General features: G+C 65.9%; 21 protein-coding genes. 4 read left to right on the top strand and 17 right to left on the bottom strand.

Annotated features, from left to right (window positions below; translation table 11 throughout):
- Window position 1 precedes the first annotated feature (1 nt).
- A complete protein-coding gene (locus ACP7B7_RS03060) occupies window positions 2-1,093 on the bottom strand; it encodes a DUF3108 domain-containing protein (RefSeq protein WP_308923663.1) in 1,092 nt (363 codons plus the stop codon).
- A gap of 161 nt (window positions 1,094-1,254) precedes the next feature.
- Here ACP7B7_RS03060 and ACP7B7_RS03065 point away from each other — a divergent pair, with 161 nt between their 5' ends.
- Window positions 1,255-1,947, top strand: coding sequence for a PhaM family polyhydroxyalkanoate granule multifunctional regulatory protein (locus ACP7B7_RS03065; RefSeq protein ID WP_308923662.1), 693 nt, complete (start codon window positions 1,255-1,257; stop codon window positions 1,945-1,947).
- Between the two features lie 42 nt (window positions 1,948-1,989).
- On the opposite strand, the gene ACP7B7_RS03070 is transcribed toward ACP7B7_RS03065, so the two are convergent.
- The 11 genes from ACP7B7_RS03070 to ACP7B7_RS03120 all read right to left on the bottom strand — a co-directional run bounded on the left by ACP7B7_RS03070 (window position 1,990) and on the right by ACP7B7_RS03120 (window position 13,325).
- Window positions 1,990-2,205, bottom strand: a complete 216-nt coding sequence (locus tag ACP7B7_RS03070) for a hypothetical protein (RefSeq protein WP_010394693.1) — start codon at window positions 2,203-2,205, stop codon at window positions 1,990-1,992.
- A 76-nt stretch (window positions 2,206-2,281) separates the two neighbouring features.
- Window positions 2,282-4,012 carry a response regulator gene (locus ACP7B7_RS03075; RefSeq protein ID WP_426075697.1) on the bottom strand — a complete coding sequence of 577 codons (1,731 nt, stop codon included), beginning with the start codon at window positions 4,010-4,012 and terminating at the stop codon, window positions 2,282-2,284.
- A gap of 14 nt (window positions 4,013-4,026) precedes the next feature.
- Window positions 4,027-4,752 carry a sensor histidine kinase gene (locus ACP7B7_RS03080; RefSeq protein WP_426075698.1) on the bottom strand — a complete coding sequence of 242 codons (726 nt, stop codon included), beginning with the start codon at window positions 4,750-4,752 and terminating at the stop codon, window positions 4,027-4,029.
- A 177-nt stretch (window positions 4,753-4,929) separates the two neighbouring features.
- Complete coding sequence (locus ACP7B7_RS03085; protein ID WP_426075699.1) at window positions 4,930-6,732, bottom strand: family 2A encapsulin nanocompartment cargo protein cysteine desulfurase; 1,803 nt, start codon at window positions 6,730-6,732, stop codon at window positions 4,930-4,932.
- Window positions 6,707-7,639, bottom strand: a complete 933-nt coding sequence (locus ACP7B7_RS03090; RefSeq protein ID WP_308923658.1) for a family 2A encapsulin nanocompartment shell protein — start codon at window positions 7,637-7,639, stop codon at window positions 6,707-6,709. Before ACP7B7_RS03090 ends, ACP7B7_RS03085 begins: the two co-directional genes overlap by 26 nt.
- Before the next feature lie 109 nt (window positions 7,640-7,748).
- Window positions 7,749-7,973: a helix-turn-helix domain-containing protein gene (locus tag ACP7B7_RS03095; RefSeq protein ID WP_065310052.1), complete on the bottom strand. Its 225-nt coding sequence runs from the start codon at window positions 7,971-7,973 to the stop codon at window positions 7,749-7,751.
- Between the two features lie 7 nt (window positions 7,974-7,980).
- A complete protein-coding gene (epsC, locus tag ACP7B7_RS03100) occupies window positions 7,981-9,006 on the bottom strand; it encodes a serine O-acetyltransferase EpsC (protein ID WP_426075700.1) in 1,026 nt (341 codons plus the stop codon).
- Complete coding sequence (locus ACP7B7_RS03105; RefSeq protein ID WP_426075701.1) at window positions 8,991-9,488, bottom strand: rhodanese-like domain-containing protein; 498 nt, start codon at window positions 9,486-9,488, stop codon at window positions 8,991-8,993. The genes epsC and ACP7B7_RS03105 overlap by 16 nt, the downstream gene beginning before the upstream one ends.
- 115 nt (window positions 9,489-9,603) lie before the next feature.
- Window positions 9,604-11,241 (bottom strand): FAD-dependent 5-carboxymethylaminomethyl-2-thiouridine(34) oxidoreductase MnmC, encoded by a 1,638-nt coding sequence (mnmC, locus tag ACP7B7_RS03110; RefSeq protein ID WP_426075702.1) that lies wholly within the window; start codon window positions 11,239-11,241, stop codon window positions 9,604-9,606.
- The gene (locus tag ACP7B7_RS03115; protein WP_426075703.1) at window positions 11,241-11,804 is read right to left on the bottom strand and encodes a DNA-3-methyladenine glycosylase I; all 564 of its coding nucleotides are present in this window, start codon (window positions 11,802-11,804) and stop codon (window positions 11,241-11,243) included. The genes mnmC and ACP7B7_RS03115 overlap by 1 nt, the downstream gene beginning before the upstream one ends.
- 39 nt (window positions 11,805-11,843) lie before the next feature.
- Complete coding sequence (locus ACP7B7_RS03120; protein WP_426075704.1) at window positions 11,844-13,325, bottom strand: PLP-dependent aminotransferase family protein; 1,482 nt, start codon at window positions 13,323-13,325, stop codon at window positions 11,844-11,846.
- A 103-nt stretch (window positions 13,326-13,428) separates the two neighbouring features.
- Between ACP7B7_RS03120 and ACP7B7_RS03125 the strand changes: the two genes are divergently transcribed.
- Both ACP7B7_RS03125 and ACP7B7_RS03130 read left to right on the top strand, forming a co-directional pair.
- A complete protein-coding gene (locus ACP7B7_RS03125) occupies window positions 13,429-13,887 on the top strand; it encodes an OsmC family protein (protein ID WP_426075705.1) in 459 nt (152 codons plus the stop codon).
- Entirely contained in the window at window positions 13,887-14,534 is a 648-nt protein-coding gene (locus tag ACP7B7_RS03130; RefSeq protein WP_426075706.1) for an FMN-binding negative transcriptional regulator, read from the top strand. Before ACP7B7_RS03125 ends, ACP7B7_RS03130 begins: the two co-directional genes overlap by 1 nt.
- Here the strand turns inward: ACP7B7_RS03130 and ACP7B7_RS03135 are convergent.
- The 3 genes from ACP7B7_RS03135 to ACP7B7_RS03145 form a co-directional block, all read right to left on the bottom strand.
- Window positions 14,518-15,471, bottom strand: coding sequence for an AEC family transporter (locus ACP7B7_RS03135; protein ID WP_426075707.1), 954 nt, complete (start codon window positions 15,469-15,471; stop codon window positions 14,518-14,520). The genes ACP7B7_RS03130 and ACP7B7_RS03135 overlap by 17 nt on opposite strands.
- 105 nt (window positions 15,472-15,576) lie before the next feature.
- Window positions 15,577-16,014, bottom strand: coding sequence for a CHRD domain-containing protein (locus ACP7B7_RS03140; RefSeq protein ID WP_426075708.1), 438 nt, complete (start codon window positions 16,012-16,014; stop codon window positions 15,577-15,579).
- Window positions 16,015-16,056: 42 nt separating this feature from the next.
- On the bottom strand, window positions 16,057-16,614 hold the full coding sequence (locus ACP7B7_RS03145; protein ID WP_308923648.1) for a winged helix-turn-helix transcriptional regulator: 558 nt from the start codon (window positions 16,612-16,614) through the stop codon (window positions 16,057-16,059).
- A 345-nt stretch (window positions 16,615-16,959) separates the two neighbouring features.
- Here ACP7B7_RS03145 and ACP7B7_RS03150 point away from each other — a divergent pair, with 345 nt between their 5' ends.
- Window positions 16,960-17,088 (top strand): hypothetical protein, encoded by a 129-nt coding sequence (locus ACP7B7_RS03150; protein WP_426075709.1) that lies wholly within the window; start codon window positions 16,960-16,962, stop codon window positions 17,086-17,088.
- Here ACP7B7_RS03150 and ACP7B7_RS03155 read toward each other — a convergent pair.
- A complete protein-coding gene (locus ACP7B7_RS03155; RefSeq protein ID WP_308923646.1) occupies window positions 17,085-18,086 on the bottom strand; it encodes a Csu type fimbrial protein in 1,002 nt (333 codons plus the stop codon). The genes ACP7B7_RS03150 and ACP7B7_RS03155 overlap by 4 nt on opposite strands.
- Entirely contained in the window at window positions 18,086-20,431 is a 2,346-nt protein-coding gene (locus ACP7B7_RS03160) for a fimbria/pilus outer membrane usher protein (RefSeq protein ID WP_426075710.1), read from the bottom strand. The genes ACP7B7_RS03155 and ACP7B7_RS03160 overlap by 1 nt, the downstream gene beginning before the upstream one ends.
- Window positions 20,432-20,474 lie beyond the last annotated feature (43 nt).

Below are 20,474 nucleotides of genomic sequence, written 5' to 3' on the forward strand. Positions count from 1 at the left end.
CTCATGATCCTGTCACAGTGAGTTTGGAAACGGTCTGCGTGGTGAGCGCACCGTTCGCTTCTGTATTGCGTATTTGTACCGGATACCATTGCAGCGACGGCGCCAGCCAGATATCGAGCTGCGACGAATAGCTGCCCCGCTTGGGCGGCCGGCGCAGATGCCAGGTCTGCAGGCGGCCCATGCTGGTATCGAGCGTTTCCTCGCCGACCAGCTGGAAGCGGAACACGGTCGCTTCCTTTTCTTCGCCGACCAGGATGTCGATATTGCCGGCCAGCTGATGGACGTCGGCGCGGCCGATGGCGGCCAGCTGGAACGGCAGGCTGGCCTTGTCCTGCACCCCTTCCTGCCAGGGCGCGGTGGCGGTGGTGGCCGAAAAGCGGATGGTCTTGCCGGCCGCATCGAAATGCGTGGCCGTCTGCGCGCGGCCGCGGCGCTTTTCCGTCGCCTTGACGGGCACCACGCCGCTGGCGTCGAGCGCCCCTTCGCTGCTCAATACCAGCAGGTTGATGCGGGTGATCAGCATGCTCAGGCCCACTTCCAGGCTCAGGCGGTAGCTGTCGCCCTTATTTTGCCACGACATGGCCGCCACGCCCGTCCACTTGGTGCCGTCGGCATCGCGGCGGTCCACCTGCAGGTCGAACTCGGCCGACGCGGGCACATCGGTCTTGTAGCGCCGCAGCGCTTCCGTCACGGGCGGCGGCGCGGGTGCTTCAGCCGCAGCCGGCGTAATGGCCGGCAATTGCGCCAACGCCGGCGCCGGGTTTTCCGGTGCGGACGATGGCGGTGGCGCCACCTGCATCGGCTGCGGCGCATCGGGCACGACCAGCTGCGGCAAATCGATCACCGGCAAGGCCGGCACCTGCGGCGCGGGCGGCGGCGGCAAGGGCACGGGCGGCGGCGGCGGTGGCACCGGCAAGGGCGGCGGCGCTTCGGCGATCACCGCCATGCTGACCAGCCGCGGCGGCTCGTGCACCGGCGCCCTGCCCGCCTGCCCGCCCAGCCAGTGCAGGGCCACGACATGCAGCACGCCGATCACGGCGACAAAGAGCACGGTGCGGCGGCGCGGCGGCACGAAAAAGGAGGCTGGCGTCATGGTTGCTAGTGTAACGCCTGTGTCCAAGACGCGCTTTCTTGCCGCAGATCAATGCGCGTGCCATCGGTGGAAAATGCGGGCGAAAAATGTCACCGCGATTTCGTCAGTAGCAAGCTGATATCTGCTACGCTAGGACCATCGACCTACCAGGAGACTCTCGCATGGCAAATCCGCAAATGCCCCCGATTCCGGGCGCAGCAGTGATGACCGATACGCTCGACTTCGTCAAGAACCTGTGGGGCAGCATGAGCGTGCCCGGCATGGGCGTCCCCGGCATGACCGCGCCCAGCCTGTCGGTGGAAGAACTGGACAAGAAAATCAACGACCTGAAAGCCGTCGAAGCGTGGCTGAACCTGAATATCAGCATGCTGCGCGGCAGCATCCAGGCACTGGAAGTGCAGCGCGGCACCATCGCCACCCTGAAATCGATGGGCGCCTCGATGGCCGCCGCCATCACGCAGCCGGGCGCCAGCGAGAAAAACCTGTTCGATTCCGTGCCTTACGCCTCGGCCTTCTTCCAGCAGACGCCGCCGGCCGCCAAGCCGGCCGAGAAAGCGCCACCGCCTCCGCCGCCACCACAGGAAGCGCCAGCGGCGCCAGCCCAGCAAGCCAGCCCGTCAGCCGACGCGGCAGCCCAGCTGGCCAATCCGGCGGTCTGGTGGAATTTGCTGCAGGATCAGTTCAAGCAGGCGGTGTCGACCGCCATGGCGCCGGAGCCGGCCAAGAACAAGGACGACGCTGCCAAGAGCACACCCACGCCGCGCGCCAAGCCGGCTGCGGCGGAGACGGCCGCCAAGGCCAAGGCCCCCGTCAAGGCACCGGCCAAACGCGCGGCGCCCAAGGGCAAGCTGTAAGCGGCTTTCAGGGTTCGCGCGGCGAACCCGGTCATGCGGTGATCAGGCGATACGATGAATGCGGATCGCCTCGATCATGTTGTCGGCCTGGCGCTTGACGTCACCGATCGTGATCAGGCCCTCGTCGGCCAGCGCCTTGGCGTGCTCGTACGAGGACTGGAATGTTTCCAGCGTGTCTCCCTTGGCGGCGACCGGGCGTACCCAGGCGATGCTGCCGACCTTCATTTTTTTGTATACTTCATTGACCACATCACGCATAGTTTCTTCCTTATTGTTGTAAAGCAACTCAAGCGCGGAGCAGGCTGTTGCCTGCACCACGCTGGCGCATAGTTTATCATCCGGCACGCCCGCGCATGTTTTTTACGGCTTTATCGGGAACCGGCGCAACCTTTTCCGCCACCGGCGCGGGTGCCGCGTCTTCGGCCGCCGCCGCTGGCGTCAGCTGCAGCAATTGTTCCATCAGCTGGGCAAAGCGCTGCTGGCCCGGTGCGATCTTGTCTACATATAGCAACACTTCCACCGCTTCCGCCGCCAGGTCAGCGTGATAACCACGCTGCTGCAGGTAAGACACGATGATCTGCGCCGAGTTGAACAAGATGCGCAGGTTGTTCGGCAGTTTGACCCGCGCCGCGCGCATCCAGGCCACCGCGTCGTCCAGTTTATCGGTCTTCCACAGCAGCACGCCCTTGTTCATCAGGTCCGACGCTTCCTTGCGCGAGGCCAGGATCAGGCTGGTGCCCTCGTCGCCCATCTTGGCCTTGTCGAAGATCTTCTGCACTTCATCCTGCACCACCTGGTTGTCGTGGTTGTTCTTCACCACGTAGCACAAGAGGCCGGCCGGCGCGTCCTTCACGCCGACCGCGAACAGCAGGGTCGCCAGTTCCATGCAGATGGCCTTCTCGGGCCGCGCCGGGTCTTCCAGCAGCATCGCTTCGAGCTCGTCGCCGCATTTGCGCGCGCGCCGGTAGTCGCCCGTTTCGTGGTGTACCAGGCCTTCGGTGATCTTGGCGCGCAGGCCGATCTCTTCAGGCGAAAATTCGCGCTGCGCCAGCAGCAGCCATTGCAGCGCTTCCTTGGCATCCTTTTTCAGGCCGCATACGCGCGCCAGACCCAGGTAGGCGTCCACCGTCTTCATCACGGAAAATTCGCCGATCGCCACGCATTTGCGAAACGCTTTTTCGGCCATGCTCACATTGCCGATTTTCAGGGCCGCCTGGCCCAGGTTGCGCTGGCGCGGCACCGAATTGGGCGACAGCCGCGCCGCCTTTTCCAGCACACCGCACGCTTCTTCATGCTGGCCCATCAGCTGGTAGGCGACCGCCATCTGGTCGTAGGCGTCGATGTAATAGCGGTTTTCCACGATCACGCCCTGGAAGATCTGGCGCGCCGCCTCGTGTTCGCCATTGTTCATGCGGATCTTGCCCAGGCCGGCCCGGGCCCAGCTATAGTCGCGGTCGGCCAGCACTTTTTCATAGATGGCGCGCGCTTTTTCCGGCTCGCCGCTTTTCAGCAGCAGGCTGGCCTTCATGCGCAGCAATTCCAGTTCGTGCAGCTTGTTCTGCGCGATCTGCGCATCGCACAGTTTGGCCGCGCGCAGATAATCCTTTTCCATGCACGCCTGGTCGATCTCGCGGAACACCTGCTTTTTATGCCACACGCGGTTCAGGCGCGTCAGCAGCACGCCTTCCGTGATCGGCTTGATCAGGTAGGCGTCGGGCTGGTGCTCGGCCGCGCCCATCACCGATTCCACGCTTTTCTCGGCCGACACCATCAGCCACACGCTGGACGGCGCCGTCAGGTTGCGCACGCGCGTTTCTTCCAGCACCTGCTGGCCGTTCTTGCCTTCGCCCAGGTTGTAGTCGCACAAGACCACGTCATAGCGCGTCTTGGCCAGCAGCTTCATCGCCTCGCCGCCGCTGGCGGCCTGGTCGATATGGCGCGCGCCCAGGTTGCGCAAGGACTCGCGCAGCAAAATGCGGATGCCGACAAAATCGTCGACCAGCAGATAATGCTTGTCGCCCCAGTCGGTCGTATCAGCTTCGTTGGGGCGGGAAGTCTGGTCCATCGTGAGTCCTCGGTTCAAGGCAGGCGCAGGATAAAGCAGCCGCCGCCGAGCGCGCCGCCATTGGCCAGGGCGATGCTGCCGCTTTGTCCCCGGTGTTTGTGCATCTTCGCCACTTCGCTGGAAAAATACAGGCCCAGGCCGGTGCTGTTGGTGGAAAAATTGACCCCCGTGCTCATGCCATCCATGGCCGCTGCGCCCGCGTCCAGCAAGGCTTGTGTATAGCCGTCGCCATTGTCTTCCACGCGCAGTTCCAGCATGCCGTTTTCTTCCGCCACGGATAGGCGTATCGTATCCTTGGTATAACGGATGGCGTTGTTGATGGCATGCGCCAGCACGCCGATCACCAGGTCTTCGTCGAGGGTCCAGATCAGCTCGGGGGGAAACGCCGTCTCCATCGCGATGCCCTTAGAGGCGAGCAGGATTTTTTCCTGATCCACCACCTGCGTCACCAGTTGCCCCACCAGTTGCGGCTGCACGTCGAAGGGGTAGCCGGGCTTGCCGACCTGCTTGTACAGCGCCAGCAACTGGATCAGGTTGTCGTTGAGGCGCTTGGTCTGGTACAGCATCTGCGCCATCTGCAGGTAGGCGGGATCGGCCGTGACTTCGTCGGTGGCCTTGGCCTGTTCGGCCGCCAGCAGGGATTCCAGCGTGCCGCTGACCACGCTGATGGAATTTTTCATGTCATGGACGGTCGACGCCAGGAACAGGAACAGCTCGGGCGCGCTGTGTTGGTCTTCCACTGCATCTCTCCTCGGGCGCCGGCGGCACGGCGCCGCGGCTAGCTTGCCACCGGCAAATTATACCGCCCGTTGTTGCGCTGCAACCAGCCTGTTGCAGAACTGCCATGACCGACGCAACAATGCCGCCCCGCGCAGGACACGGGGCGGCATCGGTGCGACCAGCCTGCCTGACAACAACTAGCGGCGCGCGCCCGCCAGCCGCCGTATCACCACGATCATGCGGTCGATTTCCTCGTAGGTGTTGTAAAACGCAAACGACGGCCGCACGGTTGCTTCCACGCCGAAGCGGCGCAGGATCGGCTGGGCGCAGTGGTGGCCCGAGCGCACGGCGATGCCCTCGTCATTGAGCGCGCGGCCCACCTCGGCCGGCTCATAGCCGGCCAGCACGAAGGAGGCCACGCTCGCCTTGTCCAGCGCCGTGCCGATCAGGCGCACGCCGGGGATCGCCTGCAGCTTGTGGGTGGCGTAGTCGAGCAGCGCGTGTTCATAGGCGGCGATGTTTTCCAGGCCGATGCGCTGCACGTAGTCGATGGCCGCGCCCAGGCCCACCGCATCGGCGATATTGCCGGTGCCGGCCTCGAAACGGTTCGGCACGCCCTGGTACACGGTGCGCTCGAAGGTGACGTCGGCGATCATGTTGCCGCCGCCCTGCCATGGCGGCAGTTGCTCCAGCAGGTCAAGCTTGCCGTACACGGCGCCGATGCCCGTCGGGCCGAACACCTTGTGGCCCGAGAACACATAGAAGTCGGCCCCCAGCGCCTGCACGTCGACCCGCAGGTGCGACACCGCCTGCGCGCCGTCGACCACCACCCGCACGCCGGCCGCATGCGCCAGCGCGATGATCTGCGCCACCGGCGTGACGGTGCCGAGCGCGTTCGACACCTGCGTCACCGACACCAGTTTGGTGCGGCCATTCAACAGCTTGCGGAACTCGTCAAGGATGATCTGGCCGCTGTCGTCGACGGGAATCACGCGCAGGGTGGCGCCCTTTTCCGCCGCCAGCTGCTGCCACGGCACGATATTGGCGTGGTGTTCGAGCTGCGAGACGATGATCTCGTCGCCGCTGCCGATGAACTTGCGCCCGAAGGTATTGGCGATCAGGTTGATGCCTTCGGTGGCGCCGCGCACAAAGATGATTTCGTTCGGCGAGGCGGCGCCCAGGAAATTGGCGACCTTGGCGCGCGCCGCTTCATACGCGTCGCTGGCGCGCGCGGCCAGCGCATGGGCCGCGCGGTGGATGTTCGAATTCTCGTGCGCATAGAAATACGACACGCGATCGATCACCGACTGCGGCTTGTGGGTGGTGGCGGCATTGTCGAACCAGGCCAGCGGCTTGCCGTTGACCCGTTCGGCCAGCACGGGAAAATCGCGCCGCACGGCGTGCACGTCGAACGGCGCCGGCGTCTGTCCTTGGCTATGGTGTTTGCCGGCCGGCGGCGCCGACAGCACCGTCTCGAAGTAGAACTGCGGCGCGCTGGCCGATGGCGTGACCGGCAACTGCTGGTCACGCCGCGGTGCCGCGTACACGTCCTTCAGATCGTCCGTACCGGGCTGGCCCTGTCCCTGGCGCGCCAGGCCATCGAGCTTGTCGTGGGAGACCGGATAGCCATGCGCGCCGCCGACAAAGTAGTACGGCGACGGCGCACCGATGCTCGACGCGCGCGGCGTCGGCAGCGAGGCCGGCGCCGGCGCGATCGGCGCCTCCAGGGGCGCTTTCACGGGCGGCACCTGCGCCGTCGCCACGCCGGGGGCGATGGCGGCAAACGAGGGGCCGGCCTGCGGCAGCGGACGGTGCGGATTGGCATAGCGGGGCGCCGCGTCGAGCGCGCTGCCCGAGCCACCCAGGCTCGGTGACTTGTCCAAACCCGGCAGGCGCGCGAAAAACTCGCCGGCCAGCCGGTTCAGGGTTGCCTCATCGGGAAGAAATGGTACGGCGGGCAGGCCCGCCGCGCCATCACTTGTAGGTGTCTGGGTAGTCATGGTATTTACCGATCTCCACGTCTTCCAGTACGGCCAGCGCATCGTCGGTCAGCACGGCCAGCGAGCAATACAGCGAAATCAGATACGACGAAATCGCATGGCGGTTGATGCCCATGAAGCGCACCGACAAGCCCGGGCTTTGCTCGCCCGCCAGGCCAGGCTGGAACAGGCCGATCACGCCCTGGCGCTGTTCGCCCGCGCGCAGCAAAATGATTTTCGTCTTGCCGTCTTCGATGGGCAGTTTGTCGGATGGCACCAGCGGCACGCCGCGCCATGTCAGGAACTGCGAACCGAACAGGCTGACGGTTGGTGGCGGCACGCCGCGGCGCGTGCATTCGCGGCCAAAGGCGGCGATCGCCAGCGGGTGCGCCAGGAAGAAGCCCGGCTCTTTCCACACTTTCGTGAGCAGTTCGTCGAGGTCGTCCGGCGTCGGCGCGCCCGTCAGCGTGAAGATGCGCTGGTCGTCATGCACGCTGGCCAGCAGGCCGTAATCGGGATTGTTGATCAATTCGCTTTCCTGGCGCTCCTTGATCGTCTCGATGGTCAGGCGCAGCTGCTCCTTGATCTGGTCGTGCGGGCTGCTGTACAGGTCCGACACGCGGGTATGCACGTCGAGCACGGTGCTGACGGCATTGAGGAAATATTCGCGCGGCTGTTCTTCGTAATCGACAAAGGTTTGCGGCAGTTCCGACTCGTCGCGCTGCGAGCAGGCGACGCGCACGTCCTTGGGGTTCTTGACCCGGTTCAGGCGGTAGATACCCGCTTCGACCGGCAGCCATTGCAGCAGATGCACCAGCCAGCGCGGGGTGATGGTGGATAACTGGGGAACGCTCTTGCTGGCATTGGCCAACTGGCGCGCGGCATTGTCGCCAAGCGCAATCTGGCTATCGTTTGTTGCATCGGACATGAACAAGTACTCCTGATGAGAAAAGTGAATATGCTTATTTGGACACCAAATAAAGTATCGGGCGTCTCCCCTGTTCTCTCAACATGCTATGGCCATCAACGCGGCTTGATCAGTCAATTAACTCCGGTTCGCAGCGCGCCAGCAGCCCGGCCAGGCCGATGCCCAGCGCATGCGCCAGTTTTTCCACCGTCAGCAGCGACGGCGTGGCGGCGCCGCGTTCGATTTCGCCGATAAACGAGCGGTTCAGGTCGGCCGCTTCGGCCAGCCGCTCCTGCGACCAGCCTCGCCCTTCGCGCAACTGGCGCACGGCCAGTCCAAACTGTTTGATCAACATGGAGTCCTCAAGGTTGCGGGGTAAATGCGGAATGGGCAAAAGCGGAAACGGTGGACGGCGCAGGAGCCGGTTCGCCCGCCTCCTGCTGGTTATGGGCCTGCGTGACATGGCTGCCGGGCGCGATGCTGCGGGTCAGCCAGACATTGCCGCCGATGACCGAGCCCTGGCCTATCGTCACCCTGCCGAGAATGGTGGCGCCGGCGTAGATCACCACGTCGTCCTCGACGATGGGGTGGCGCGCCAGGCCTTTTTTCAGCACGCCATCGGCGCCGGCCGGAAAGCGCTTGGCGCCCAGGGTGACCGCCTGGTAGATGCGCACCCGTTCGCCGATGATGGCCGTCTCGCCGATCACCACGCCGGTGCCATGGTCGATGAAGAAGCTGGCGCCGATCACGGCGCCCGGATGGATGTCGATGCCGGTCTGCGAATGGGCCACTTCGGCGATGATGCGCGCCACCAGCGGCGCGCCGAGCGCATGCAGCGCATGGGCCAGGCGGTAATGGATGATGGCCAGGATGCCCGGATAGCACAGCAGCACTTCATCGACGCTGTGCGCGGCCGGGTCGCCATGGAAGGCGGCCGCCACGTCGGTGTCGAGCTGGGCGCGGATGCCGGGCAGCGCGCGCGCAAAGCGCTGCACGATGGCCAGCGCCTGCTGCTCGATGGGCACCGTCTGCTGCAAGCCATGCTGGCGCGCCTGGTAGCTCAGTTCACGGCGCACCTGTTCGTGCAGGCCCGTCAGGGTGGTGTCGAGCGTATGGCCGACAAAAAAATCTTCGCTCTCCTGCTGCAGGTCGAGCGGCCCCAGGCGCATCGGGAACAGCGCCGCGCACAGGGAGCCGACCAGCTCGCGCAGATGCTGGCGCGAAGGGAACTGGCGTGCGCCGCATTCCTGGTGGTTGGCCAGAGCGTCGCGCCAGCGTTCGCGTACCGCGCGCAATTCATCGACGATCTGGTGCAGCTCCCATTGCGGCGAGACAGCGGCGGAAAGTTCGTTGGGCAAGGTGGCGCGCTGGTTCACTCTTGCACCCATGGCAAACTGTGCCAGCGCCAGCCACCATGGTGGCCGCGCTGCTGCTGGTCGTCGAGGTCGCCTTCGAAGCCTTGTGCGATATTGAAGACGTTGCTGAAACCGGCCTTGGCGGCGGCTTCGGCGGCGGCCGCCGAGCGCTTGCCGCTGCGGCACAGCAGCACCACCACGGCCGTCTTGCCGCCCACCTTCGCTTCCAGTTCGCGCGCAAAACGGGGGTTGCGGTTCATCGCCGTGCCGGTGGCCCAGGCCACGTGCAGCGAGTCGGGCACATGGCCGACAAACACGCGTTCTTCGTTGGTGCGCACGTCGACCAGCGTGGCCTTGCCGGCCTGCACCAGCTGCCACGCATCCTGCGCGCTGACGATGCCGGCATACGGCAGCTGCTGCGCCTGCGCCTGGGCGCGCGCGTCGTTCAATACGGCGTCAAACGCCGCCTCGCCGTGCGCGGCCCGGGGATCGAAACCCAATGTTGTTGCAGCCATCTTTGCCACCTCTTTCCGTCATCGTCAGAACATCCACACGCTCACTGTAGCGAACTTGTGTTGTTCGTAAAACAAATTAAAAAGAGTTAGCAAAGCTGGAAAACGTATAAAGCGCCTATTGCGCGCGCCGCCGCTCCTTCAAGACGAAGCGGCCCGGGTCGATCGCCGCCGCCAGCTGGCTCTCCAGCGGCAGCGGCTCGCCTTCGAGCTGGCAGGCCAGCATCTCGGCCGCCAGCGGCGCCCACGTCAGGCCGCGCGAGGCATAGCCCAGCAAACCAAACAGGCCCGGCCAGCGCGGCACGTCGCGCAGCTGCTCGCAGCGGCGCGGCACGCCGGGGTCGGGCAAGGCGCCCACCAGCGGCATGCGGTCCGGCGCCATGCAGCGAAAGCCCGTGCGTCCGGCCAGCGGCGCCTCGAACGGCGGCACGCCGAGGATGGCGGCGGTCTTCTCAATATTGTCCCGCTGGCTCGATGGCCGCAGGCTGACGTCGTCATCCTGCGCATCGTAGGTGGCGCCGACGCAGACGACACCATCGTGCGGCGGCGTCATGTACGACTCGCGGCAGACCACAAAGGGGCGCGTCGGCAGGCTGGCCGGGTCCAGGTGCGTGACCTGGCCGCGCACCGCATATAACGGCAAGCCGGCGGCCTGCACGAAGTCCACCGCACCGGCGCCGGCGGCCAGGATTACGGTCGGCGCGGCGGCGATCACGGCGCCTTGCGCATCGGCGACCTGCCACTCGTCATTGATGCGCACCAGGGTCAGCGCGCTGCTGGAAAAACGCCGCGTCAGCAGCGCGCCGCAGGCGTCCAGCATGGCGGCGCAAACGGACGATGGGCGCGCCCAGCCGCCCTGCCCGAACCACCAGGCGCCGTCCGGTGCATCAGCGCCCAGCATGGCGGTCGCTTCGTCCGCTTCCAGCCAGCGCGCAAATTCGGGCGGATAGTCGCCGCTGGCGGCGATCCGGCGCTGCACCTGCGCATGCGCGCCATCGCGCGCCAGGTGCAGCACGCCGCAGCTGGCGCCCTCGAACACGCTGCCGACGCCGCCCAGCGCGGCCCAGTAGCGCAGCGCATACAAATAGGCGGCGCGCACCAGGCGCGTGGGGATATTGTCGTCGCTCGACAGCAGCGGCATGAAGATGCCGGCCAGGTTGCCCGAGGCTTCGCCGGCCGGCTGCGCATGGCGTTCGATCAGGGTCACCTGCCAGCCGCGCGCGGCCAGCCGTTCACAGGCGGCGCTGCCGGCCACGCCGGCACCGATCACGATGGCGCGCCGCGCGATGTCGTGCACGGGTTCGACCGGTGCCTGGCGCGCATGGAACACGGCTCGCAGGCGGCTGTCGTCGAACGCAAAGCCTTCCTTCCACAGCGCCACGCGTTGGGCGTCGTCCAGGTGCGCCGCCTGCAGGCGGGCGCCGTCCCGCATCAGGCGTGCCAGCACCGTCATCGACGGCGGCATCCACGCGAGACTCACTTCGTCGACGCGCACCGCCAGCTGCGCCAGGCTCGCGCCCGGCTCGCCGATCAGCAGGTCCAGCGTGACCTGGCCATCGCGCGACGCCATGCGGTGCAGGCCACGCACATGGGGCGGCCACTGTTCGCGCCACGGCGAGGGCAACTGGCCGGCGTCGACCGGGCGCGGCGCCAGCGCGATATAGTGCAGCCGCCATCCCCCATGCCTGGTGCAGGCGGCCAGAAAACGCGCGCCATCGAAATCCGTGTCCAGCACCACCATCGCATCATTGCTCATCAACGGCCCGTGCGGCAAAAACAGGTGGGCGCGTGGTCATTGACCATGCCGATGCCCTGCATGTAGGCGTACATGATGGTCGAGCCGACAAACTTGAAGCCGCGCTTGGCCAGGTCCTTCGACAGCCGGTCCGACAATTCCGTTTTGGCGGGAAACTCGCCCGGCTGGAAATGATTGACGATCGGCTGGCCATCGACATACGCCCACAGAAAACCGTCCAGTGTCTGCCCTTCTTCCAGCAGGCGCAGATAGGCTTGCGCATTCGTGATGGTGGCAGCCACCTTCAGGCGGTTGCGCACGATGCCGGGGTCGGCCAGCAGGGAGGCCACCTTGTCCGGGCCGTAGGCGGCGATTTTCTGCGCATCCCAGCCGTCGAAGGCGGCGCGGTAGGTGTCGCGCTTGTTGAGGATGGTCTCCCAGCTCAGGCCCGCCTGCGCGCCTTCCAGGTTCAGCATTTCGAACAGGGTGCGCTCGTCGTGGCAGGGCACGCCCCACTCCGTGTCGTGGTAGGCCAGGTAGCGGGGATTGGCCGGATTGGCCCAGGAGCAGCGGGTGACGGTCATGGTCAGTTTCTTTGTGGGGAGACAGGCATCCAGTATAGATTATCGGCCGCGCAGCAGTTGGCCCAGCACGCGCACACCATGGTCGATGTCATCTGGAGGAATCGCCGCAAAGCCCAGCAGCAAACCGGCCGGCGTGGCGCAGGCGGCGCTGGCGCCCGGGTCGGCATAGTGGCCCAGCGGGCGCAGTTCGATGCCGCGTGCCAGCCCCGCCTGCGAGACCTGCTCTTCAGCGTGCTGGCGGCGAAAGTATGCGCACAGTTCCAGGCCGCTGTCGGCCGGGCCGCACACCAGTTCGTCATCGAGTTCGCGCGCCAGGCCGCGCAGCAGCACGTCGCGCCGCTCGGCGTTGCTGTCGCGCGTGCGGCGGATATGGCGACCGAAATGGCCTTCGGCGATAAAGTCGGCCAGCGCCATCTGCGGCACGATGGCCGTGTGGCGGTCGACCACCGCCTTGGCCTGCACCAGTGCCTCGGCCAGCGCCGGCGGCGCCACCATATAGCCCAGCCGCAGTCCCGGGAACAGCACCTTGGACAAGGTGCCGACGTAGACCACGCAGCCGGCCCGGTCCAGGCTTTGCAGCGAGGCCAGCGGCGCGCCCGTGTAGCGGTATTCGCTGTCGTAATCGTCTTCCACCACCCAGGCCTGGTTGCGCGCGGCCCAGTCCAGCAGAGCCAGGCGGCGCGGCAGGCTCATGCTCACGCCCAGCGGCAGCTGGTGCGACGGCGTCACATAGGCCAGCTTCGCTTGCGGGCAGTGCGCCGCGCCGTACGCCACGTCCAGCCCTTCGCCGTCGACCGGCACCGGAAACACCTGTGCGCCAGCCGCGCGCAGGGTGCCGCTGGCGCCCCGGTAACCGGGTGACTCCATCCAGGCCGCGTCGCCGGGCGCCAGCAAAATGGTCGACAGTAAAAACAGCGCCTGCTGCGAACCCGAGGTGATGACGATCTGCTGCGGCGTGCAGCGCACGCCGCGCGCCGCCTGCAGGTAGACGCACAGCAGCTCGCGCAGCGGCAAAAAGCCGGCCGGGTCGCCATAGCCGAAATGGTGGTCGGGCCGGCGCCAGCGCCGCGCTTCGAGGCGGTTCCATACATCGAAAGGAAAATGGTCGATGCGCGGCATGCCGACCCGGAATGCGCGCAAGGGGCTGCGGTGAAACGCCACCTGCTCCATGGCCGTCACCACGCCCTGGCCGCGGGTTGACAAGGGCCGCAGCAGGCCGGGTTTGGCTGGCTGTGCCAGCGCCGCCGGCACAGGGACAGCATGGCTGACATAGGTGCCCTTGCCCACCGCGCCATCGAGATAGCCTTCGGCCGCCAGCAACGCATAGGCATTGAGCACGGTCTGGCGCGATAGCGGCAGCGGCAGCAAGGCGCACAACGCGCGCGTCGGCGGCAGTTGCGTACCGGGCGCCAGGCTGCCGTCGAGGATGGCGGTTTTCATGGCCACATACAGCTGGCGGAACAGCGGCGTGGCCAGCGCACGGTCGAGCGGCAGCGCGGCGATAATGCGGGAGGCGTGCATGGTCAGCAGAAAATTGGTAGTTTCAAAATTGTCGTTATTGGCTGTTTTAAATAGCCAACCGTATCACTACAATAACGCATTCTTGTTCCGTCCGGAGAGCAGCATGCAGCAATTTTTCGCCACCGTCGCCTGGCAGCGCGACGGCCAGGATTTCGCCGGCCAGCGCTACAGCCGTGGTCACGTCTGGCAGTTTGACGGTGGCCTGACGGTGCCCGCCTCCTCGTCGCCGCTGTCGGTGCCGCTGCCGATGTCGATTGCCGCCAATGTCGACCCGGAAGAGGCGCTGGTAGCGGCCACCTCGAGCTGCCACATGCTGTTCTTTCTGTCGCTGGCGGCACAGCGCGGCCATGTGATCGACAATTACCGCGACGAGGCCGTCGGTGAATTGAGCAGGAATGGCGACGGCAAGCTGGCCATGACGCGCATCGTGCTGCGTCCGCAGGTCGCTTGGGCCGGTGACGCCCCTGCGCCCGAGGCGCTGGCGGCGCTGCACCACGACGCACATGAGCGCTGCTATATCGCCAGTTCGCTCAAGGCCGACGTGGTGGTGGAGGCGCCCTGATGTACACCCCGACAAGCTACCGCGAAGAACGCCTGGAAGTGCTGCATGCGCTGATGGCGGCCCACCCGCTGGGCGCGCTGGTGCGCATGGCGCAGGACGGCTTGTGCGCCGACCACCTGCCATTCGAAATCGCGCCGCCCACGCCGGATGCGCCCTTCGGCACCCTGCGCGCCCATGTGGCGCGCGCCAATCCGCTGTGGCGCAGCGACGGCGTGGAGACCATGGTGATCTTCCAGGGGCCGCACGCCTATATCACGCCGGCCTGGTATGCCGAGAAAGAGCTGAGCGGCGAAGAAGTGCCGACCTTTGACTACACCGTGGTGCATGCGCACGGCACGCTGCGGGTAATCGACGACCGCGACTGGCTGCTCGCTTTCCTGGAGCGGCTGACGACCCGCCATGAAGCGGATCAGCCGCAGCCGTGGCAGGTCGGCGACGCGCCACCCGCGTATATCGACAAGCTGCTGAAAGCCATCGTCGGCATCGAGATTCCGCTGGCGCGGCTGGAAGGCAAATGGAAGATGGAGCAGAAGAACAGCCTGCAGGACCGCACGCGCGTGGCCAGCGAACTGTCGCGCGACAGCATGCCGGAACCGGCGCGCCAGCTCGCCGCGCTGATGGCAAAGTCGCTCAGCGCAGCCAGCTGACGGCGGCCGAAAACGTCAGGAACGACAGTGCCGTCGAGACCAGGATAATGCGGGCGATGCGCGCGGTGTTCGCGCCGAAGCGCTCGGACAAGAGCGACACATTGCTGGCGCTGGGCAGGCAGGCCACCAGCACCATGCAGGTCAATGCGAACGGGTCGAGCGGCGCGCCGAGCGCGATGGCGGCGTGGCCCGTGCCCCACACCAGCAGCGGATGCAGCAGCAGTTTTTTCAGCGCCACCGGCACATACTCCCCGAGCGGCGCCGGATCCTTTGTCTGCATCTGCGAACGGGCCAGCACGGCGCCGATGGTAAACAGCGCCACCGGCGAGGCGGCGTCGGCCAGCAGGCCCACGGTCTGTGTCAGCGGCTTGGGCAGGGAGATCTCCAGCCACGACACCAGCCCGCCCAGGATGATCGCCCACGGCATCGGATTGCCGGCCATGCCTTTCAGGGCGTTGACGACGGCCGCGCGGCTGCCGTGCGCGCCGCCGCTGCCCACGCGCGACAGGGCGATGCACAGCGAACTGGTGATCAGCATGTCGACCACGATGGTGACGATCACGGGGCCGGACGAACGGGGGCCGAGCAAGGTCAATAGCAGCGGCACGCCCATGAAGCCCGTGTTCGGAAACGCCGCCACCAGCGCGCCAAAGGCGGCGTTGTTCCAGTCGATGCGGTGCGACAGCGTCATGGTCATCGTCACCCCCACCATCACCAGCGCGCACAGCAGATAGACGCCGAACACGCTGGCGTCGAGCAGTTGCGCGATCGGCGTGGCCGCGCCGAAGCGGTACAACATGCACGGCAAGGCGAAGTACAGCACGAAGCTGTTCAGGCCGGGGATGGCGGCGGTGGGCAGCAGCGCGCGCCGCACGGCCAGATAGCCGCACAGCACCAGCGCGAAGAAGGGAAAGGTAATGGCAAGGATGGTCAGCATGGCCAGCCATTGTAGCGCCAGCCCGGGAGCCCGGATGGCCAGGGCAAAAAAAAGGCCGCGGTCGCGGCCCCAAGGAGGTCAGGAGGAAATCGTTTTGCGCCGGGCCTATTTCGGCTTGAGCTGGGCGCGGATCTCGCCGGCCGGATAGGCGGCGCTGTGCACGTTGACATACAGATTGCCGGCCAGGTAGCTGGCGTATTGCGGCGGCGTCAGGCTGGCGTTGGCCGGCACCGCAAACAGGCCGTCACCGGTTTTCACCAGCGGCACGATCACCGGGCCGTTGGCGCCAAACGGCGCTTCATGGATATGGGCCATCGTGGCCACCATGCCCGTGTAGCGCACGGCGCCCGTCACGCTGCGGTCCCTCGCCACGTGCACGGTGCTGCTGCCGCTGGCCGCGCTGGTATTGGCCGGCACTTCCTGCGCGCCGCTCAAGGTCACCTCATGGCCCTCGGGCGGACGGGGGCCATGGCCACAGGCGGCCAGCAGGCCGGCCAGCGCCAGCGTGGCGGCCGCGCGGCAAACATGGTCTTGCAATCTCATCGCACCACTCCTTGCACGGATGCTCCGCCGCATGGCATACCATCAGGCCAGGTGGCCTTCCGCCACCCAGCCACGGTTGGCCGCCGGCGCCTTCGGTTTCGGTGCGATGCCGCTGCTCTTTTCGGCTTCCTCGATGATGTTGCGCATGCTGTCGCTGGCCGCCGGGCCGGGCGCGAATGCGTAGTACTCATCGTTGATGGGCAAGCCCGTCATGGCGTCGACCAGCACCGGATCGGCGGCCAGGCCCGTATCGCGGCTGGCGATGACGAGGCTGGCGCCTTCTGGCGCGAAGTTTTCATTGCCCCAGGCGATAAAGGCCAGCAGCACCGGCTTGAAGGCGCGGCCCGACTTGGTCAGCACGTAGTCGTAGCGCGGCGGCTTGGCGCAATACAGGCGGCGCGTCATCAGGCCCCCTTCCACCAGGTCGGCCAAGCGCCGGGTCAGGATGGTGGGCGCGATCTTGAGGCTTTTTTCAAACTCGTCGAAGCGCGTTTTGCCGTAGAACGCCTCGCGCAGGATGAGGATGCTCCACCATTCGCCGACCTTGCCCAGGCTGCGTGCGATCGGGCAGGGCAAATTATTGAAGTTGGTATGTTTCATGATCATCTCCTCACATAGTTGCAAAGCAACAATTAAATATTCCACCAAAACCAGGTTACTATCGACTTGCCAGTCACTATTGCCCGGCAAACGGCATGAAAATACGCGAAAACTCACACTTTTTATTGCTCAAGTACAATATGTCTTGTTCAAACACCCCTATCCCGGTGCCAGTAGCGGATCCGCCCCGGCCTTCTGTCAGGCCGTAGCCCATGTCCGTTTCAACCAGATGCGACCAAGATGAAATCTTTGAAGTTTGCTTTCCTGCCAGCCTTGCTCGCTCTGTCTGTTTGCCAGACCACCACTGCCGGTACTAGCTCGTCCGCTTCCTTCCAGGCCACTTTCGTGGTACTTGAAGCATGCACCGTCACTTCCCGCGGCAGCGCCATGCCCAGCGTGCGCTGCCAGCACAATTCGCCTTACATGATCGAACGCCAGGCCGGCATCGACGGCCAGCTCAGCATCACGTTCTAAAAGTAAATCGTCGCCGTCACCGTATCCTTGTAGTCGCCCGGCACCGGCGTGGTTTGCGCCGGCACCCGTCCGTAGATCGTCACCGGCACGCTGTTGCCCGTGCCCGTGCCCGTCACCATCGCCGTGCCAGCCGTGCCATCGCCCCACAAGGGGCCGTCGAGCGTGCCCGACAACTGATAATCGATGGTGGCCGCCGACACGGTATTTTTCATTTTCCGCGCCGCCACATTGCCCGCCACCGCGCCGCCGTTCAGGGCGATCTGGTAGCCGTTGTTGTTGACGCAGCGCACCGTCAGGGTGCTGGTGCTGCGCACCGATCCCGTCAGCACGGTGGCGGTGGTAAACGCCATCGGCGTGGCGGTGATGGTGCAGTTGTTGGTGGCGGTGGCCTTGACGGTAAAACCGAAGCTGGCGCTGTTGCCCAGGCAATTGGCGGGGGCCGCCAGGACGCTGATCGCATAGGTCAAGGTGCCGGCGCCCGTAAAACTGGAGCTGTACTCGGTGTTGCTGTTATTGACGGTGGACACCGCCGCCAGCGCGGCGCCGGCCGGGATCTTGCCGTAGAAACTGAAATTCTGCGTCTTGGTGCCGCCCAGCGACAGCAGCCCCATCGACAGCGACACGGGCAGCGAGGACAGCGCACCCGTCACGCCCGGCCCGCCCCAGATCGACGCCGGCGCGTAGCTGGCGTCGACGTACAGGTTGTAGGGCATGCGCAAGGTGCCATTGCCCAGCATGCGCGCCGGGGCCGACAGCGAATTGGTGCCCAGGTTCAGGTTCAGGCAGGCGCTCACATACGCCGTCAGCAAGGGCGCCAGCGGCGCAAAGGTGCAGCTGAGCGTGCCCGAGCCGGTGAGCGTATAGTCGGCGCCCGAAATCGGCGAGATGGCGCCGAAGTTGGCATCGACCACGGTGGCCGAACAGGTGTTCTGGGCCTGGGCCTGGGTGGCACAGGCGCAGCCCAGCAGCATCACAATCAAGCTCAGCAGGCGGCGCATCAGCGGCCTCCTTCGCTGGCGGCCGGTGCGGCCGGACGCTTGACGTTGCGGCAGCGCAACGGGCCGATCACCGGCAAGCCGCCGGCGGCCGGGCGCACATAGGCAAAGCGCACCACGCACAGGTTGTCGTCGTCGCCGATGCGCATTTCATTCTCGGCCGACAAATCGTCGACAAAGGTGACGCCGTCAAAGCCCACCACGGTGCGCTTGCCGCTTTGCACATGCAGCACCGGCAAGCCGGCCGGCAAGGGCTTGGCGTCTTCGCCATGCACGATCACGGTGGCGGCGCTGTAGCGTTCGACCGGGAAGGCGGCCAGCACGCCGGATAGGCTGCGCGGCACCACGTTGATATTGGTGACCGGCACGCGCGCGTCGGCGTCCAGGCCCTCGGTGCCGATGGCGATCTGGTTGTTGCCATAGGCATTCAGGTTCGGTACCAGCAGGTAGCCGCTGCTGCCGGTCACGCCGATCTGGCGGTTTTCATGCAGTACCAGAATATTCGCCACGCCGCCGGTCGACACCAGCGCAAAACCGTTGCCGACCTGGCGCGCGGCGGCCAGGTGGCCGTCCATCAATACCACCGCACCCGAAGCACCCAGCGCCGAGGCATTGCTGAGGGCGCTGCTTTGCACGCGGCCCGTCAGGCGGCCATAGTTGCCCAGGTATTCCAGCTGGCCCTGGCGGTAATCGAGGCCGCCCGAAGTGCCACCCTGCACTGCCCAGCCGAAGCCGCCGCCAAAATCGGCGCTTTGCTGGGCGTTGAAACTGCGGCTGTTGACATTGTTTTGCCGGCTGCCGCTGGCGCTGATGCCGATATCATCAAACGCCATGCTCAGGCCAAAATAAAAACCGCGCTGCGCGCTGTCGCGCAGGTCCTGGTACAGGCTGGCGTTGAGGAACACGCTTTTGAACAGCGAGGCCGTGTAGCCGGCGGTGACGATTTTCGATGCCTCCAGGCCCGGCGAACGGTAGGTGATGTAGCTGAGGTTGACGCTTTGCCCGGCCGGCAGGGCCAGGTTCAGCGAGACGCGGTCGGCCGCGCGCACGGCCGGGCTGCCGTCGAGCGTGGCCACGTCGCCGTAATGCGCACTGGAGCGCGTGCTTTGCGCGTCGATGCTGAAGCGCGGCCCCAGGTACTGGTAGCCGACGCTGGCCTGCGCGCCCTTGTTGCGTCCGCCGCTGGCGGCCAGCGAGCCATTGATCACGCCGCTTTGTCCCAGGCGCAGCAAGCCGCCCACGCCGCCGTTCAGCACGCCGCGCGTGACTTCGCCATGGGCTTCGACGGTCAGATCGTCGCTGATACCGTAACGGCCCGAGGCGATGGCCACCGGATCGTTCGCATAGCCCCACGAGCTGCGGCCATAGTTGCGGCGCAGCACGCCCACTTCGACCGAATAATCGCTCAGTTCGCGTGCCAGCAAGCGCGTGTCGACATACAGCGGCAAGGTGGTCGTCACGCTGCGGCCCAGCGCATCGCGCGTGATGATGGTGGCCTGGCCGGCGCCGTTGATGCCGCTCACCTGGTTCAGCACGAACGGGCCGCTGGGCACGCTGGCCGCATATTGCTGTACCCCGTTGACGTACAGGCTCAGCGAGGACGGCACCAGCGCCGTGCCATCGACCGAGGCGACGGGAAAGGTCAGCAAGTCCGGGCGCAGCTGGAAATTCTTGCGCCATTGAAAGCCGCCCATGCGCAGGGCGCGGCTCCAGCTCAGCGACGACGAAATCAGGTCGCCCACCTGCCAGCTTTCCAGCGTGTCGGGATTGGCATGGTTCCAGAACGTGTCGAAGCGCATGTACTCGCGCTGGCCGCCACCGAGGCTGATGGTGCCGGTATTGCTGAACACGCCGTGCTGGTTGAAATAGCGCAGGTCGTTGAACAGCGCGCTGCGGCGCGTCTGGCCCAGCTCGGAATACACTTCGTAGTTGAGCACGGCGCCTGGCGTCACCTGCGACGGCGCCGGGCGGGTGGTCGAGCGCGCGCTGACGGCATACGGCATGCGCAGGCTGTCGTCGACGCGCAGGGCGATGCTCTGGCGCGCCGGATCATAGTCATAGCCGAGCCCGGCGATGGAGTCGAGCGCCACCTCGGCCTGGCCGGATGCGCCGAAGCGCACCGGATCCAGCCCAAGCTGCTGCAAGTTCTCCACGCTGCTGAGCAAGCCTTTTCCCTGCTGGGTAAAGCGCAAGATCAGTCCGGTTGCTTCGGCATTCAATATGACCTCCAGATACAATTCATTGGGCGTCGCCGCATCGTGCGGCAAGCTGGCCGGGCCGGGATCGGCGCCGGTCACCGCTGCGGCGTCGGCTGCGGATGCGGCCCGGGTGGCGAGGACCAGCAGCACTATCACACCCGCCTGCCATGTAAACGTCCATCTCATGGATAGC

The sequence above is a fragment of the Janthinobacterium sp. PSPC3-1 genome, assembly GCF_049896105.1.
In the GTDB taxonomy this organism is placed as follows: domain Bacteria; phylum Pseudomonadota; class Gammaproteobacteria; order Burkholderiales; family Burkholderiaceae_D; genus Janthinobacterium.

Coding starts and splice junctions, on each gene's coding strand:
- ACP7B7_RS03060 (WP_308923663.1), bottom strand. CDS start 1,093: ATGACGCCAGCCTCCTTTTTCGTGCCGCCGCGCCGCCGCACCGTGCTC.
- ACP7B7_RS03065 (WP_308923662.1), top strand. CDS start 1,255: ATGGCAAATCCGCAAATGCCCCCGATTCCGGGCGCAGCAGTGATGACC.
- ACP7B7_RS03070 (WP_010394693.1), bottom strand. CDS start 2,205: ATGCGTGATGTGGTCAATGAAGTATACAAAAAAATGAAGGTCGGCAGC.
- ACP7B7_RS03075 (WP_426075697.1), bottom strand. CDS start 4,012: ATGGACCAGACTTCCCGCCCCAACGAAGCTGATACGACCGACTGGGGC.
- ACP7B7_RS03085 (WP_426075699.1), bottom strand. CDS start 6,732: ATGACTACCCAGACACCTACAAGTGATGGCGCGGCGGGCCTGCCCGCC.
- ACP7B7_RS03090 (WP_308923658.1), bottom strand. CDS start 7,639: ATGTCCGATGCAACAAACGATAGCCAGATTGCGCTTGGCGACAATGCC.
- ACP7B7_RS03095 (WP_065310052.1), bottom strand. CDS start 7,973: ATGTTGATCAAACAGTTTGGACTGGCCGTGCGCCAGTTGCGCGAAGGG.
- epsC (WP_426075700.1), bottom strand. CDS start 9,006: ATGGGTGCAAGAGTGAACCAGCGCGCCACCTTGCCCAACGAACTTTCC.
- ACP7B7_RS03105 (WP_426075701.1), bottom strand. CDS start 9,488: ATGGCTGCAACAACATTGGGTTTCGATCCCCGGGCCGCGCACGGCGAG.
- mnmC (WP_426075702.1), bottom strand. CDS start 11,241: ATGAGCAATGATGCGATGGTGGTGCTGGACACGGATTTCGATGGCGCG.
- ACP7B7_RS03115 (WP_426075703.1), bottom strand. CDS start 11,804: ATGACCGTCACCCGCTGCTCCTGGGCCAATCCGGCCAATCCCCGCTAC.
- ACP7B7_RS03120 (WP_426075704.1), bottom strand. CDS start 13,325: ATGCACGCCTCCCGCATTATCGCCGCGCTGCCGCTCGACCGTGCGCTG.
- ACP7B7_RS03125 (WP_426075705.1), top strand. CDS start 13,429: ATGCAGCAATTTTTCGCCACCGTCGCCTGGCAGCGCGACGGCCAGGAT.
- ACP7B7_RS03130 (WP_426075706.1), top strand. CDS start 13,887: ATGTACACCCCGACAAGCTACCGCGAAGAACGCCTGGAAGTGCTGCAT.
- ACP7B7_RS03135 (WP_426075707.1), bottom strand. CDS start 15,471: ATGCTGACCATCCTTGCCATTACCTTTCCCTTCTTCGCGCTGGTGCTG.
- ACP7B7_RS03140 (WP_426075708.1), bottom strand. CDS start 16,014: ATGAGATTGCAAGACCATGTTTGCCGCGCGGCCGCCACGCTGGCGCTG.
- ACP7B7_RS03145 (WP_308923648.1), bottom strand. CDS start 16,614: ATGAAACATACCAACTTCAATAATTTGCCCTGCCCGATCGCACGCAGC.
- ACP7B7_RS03155 (WP_308923646.1), bottom strand. CDS start 18,086: ATGCGCCGCCTGCTGAGCTTGATTGTGATGCTGCTGGGCTGCGCCTGT.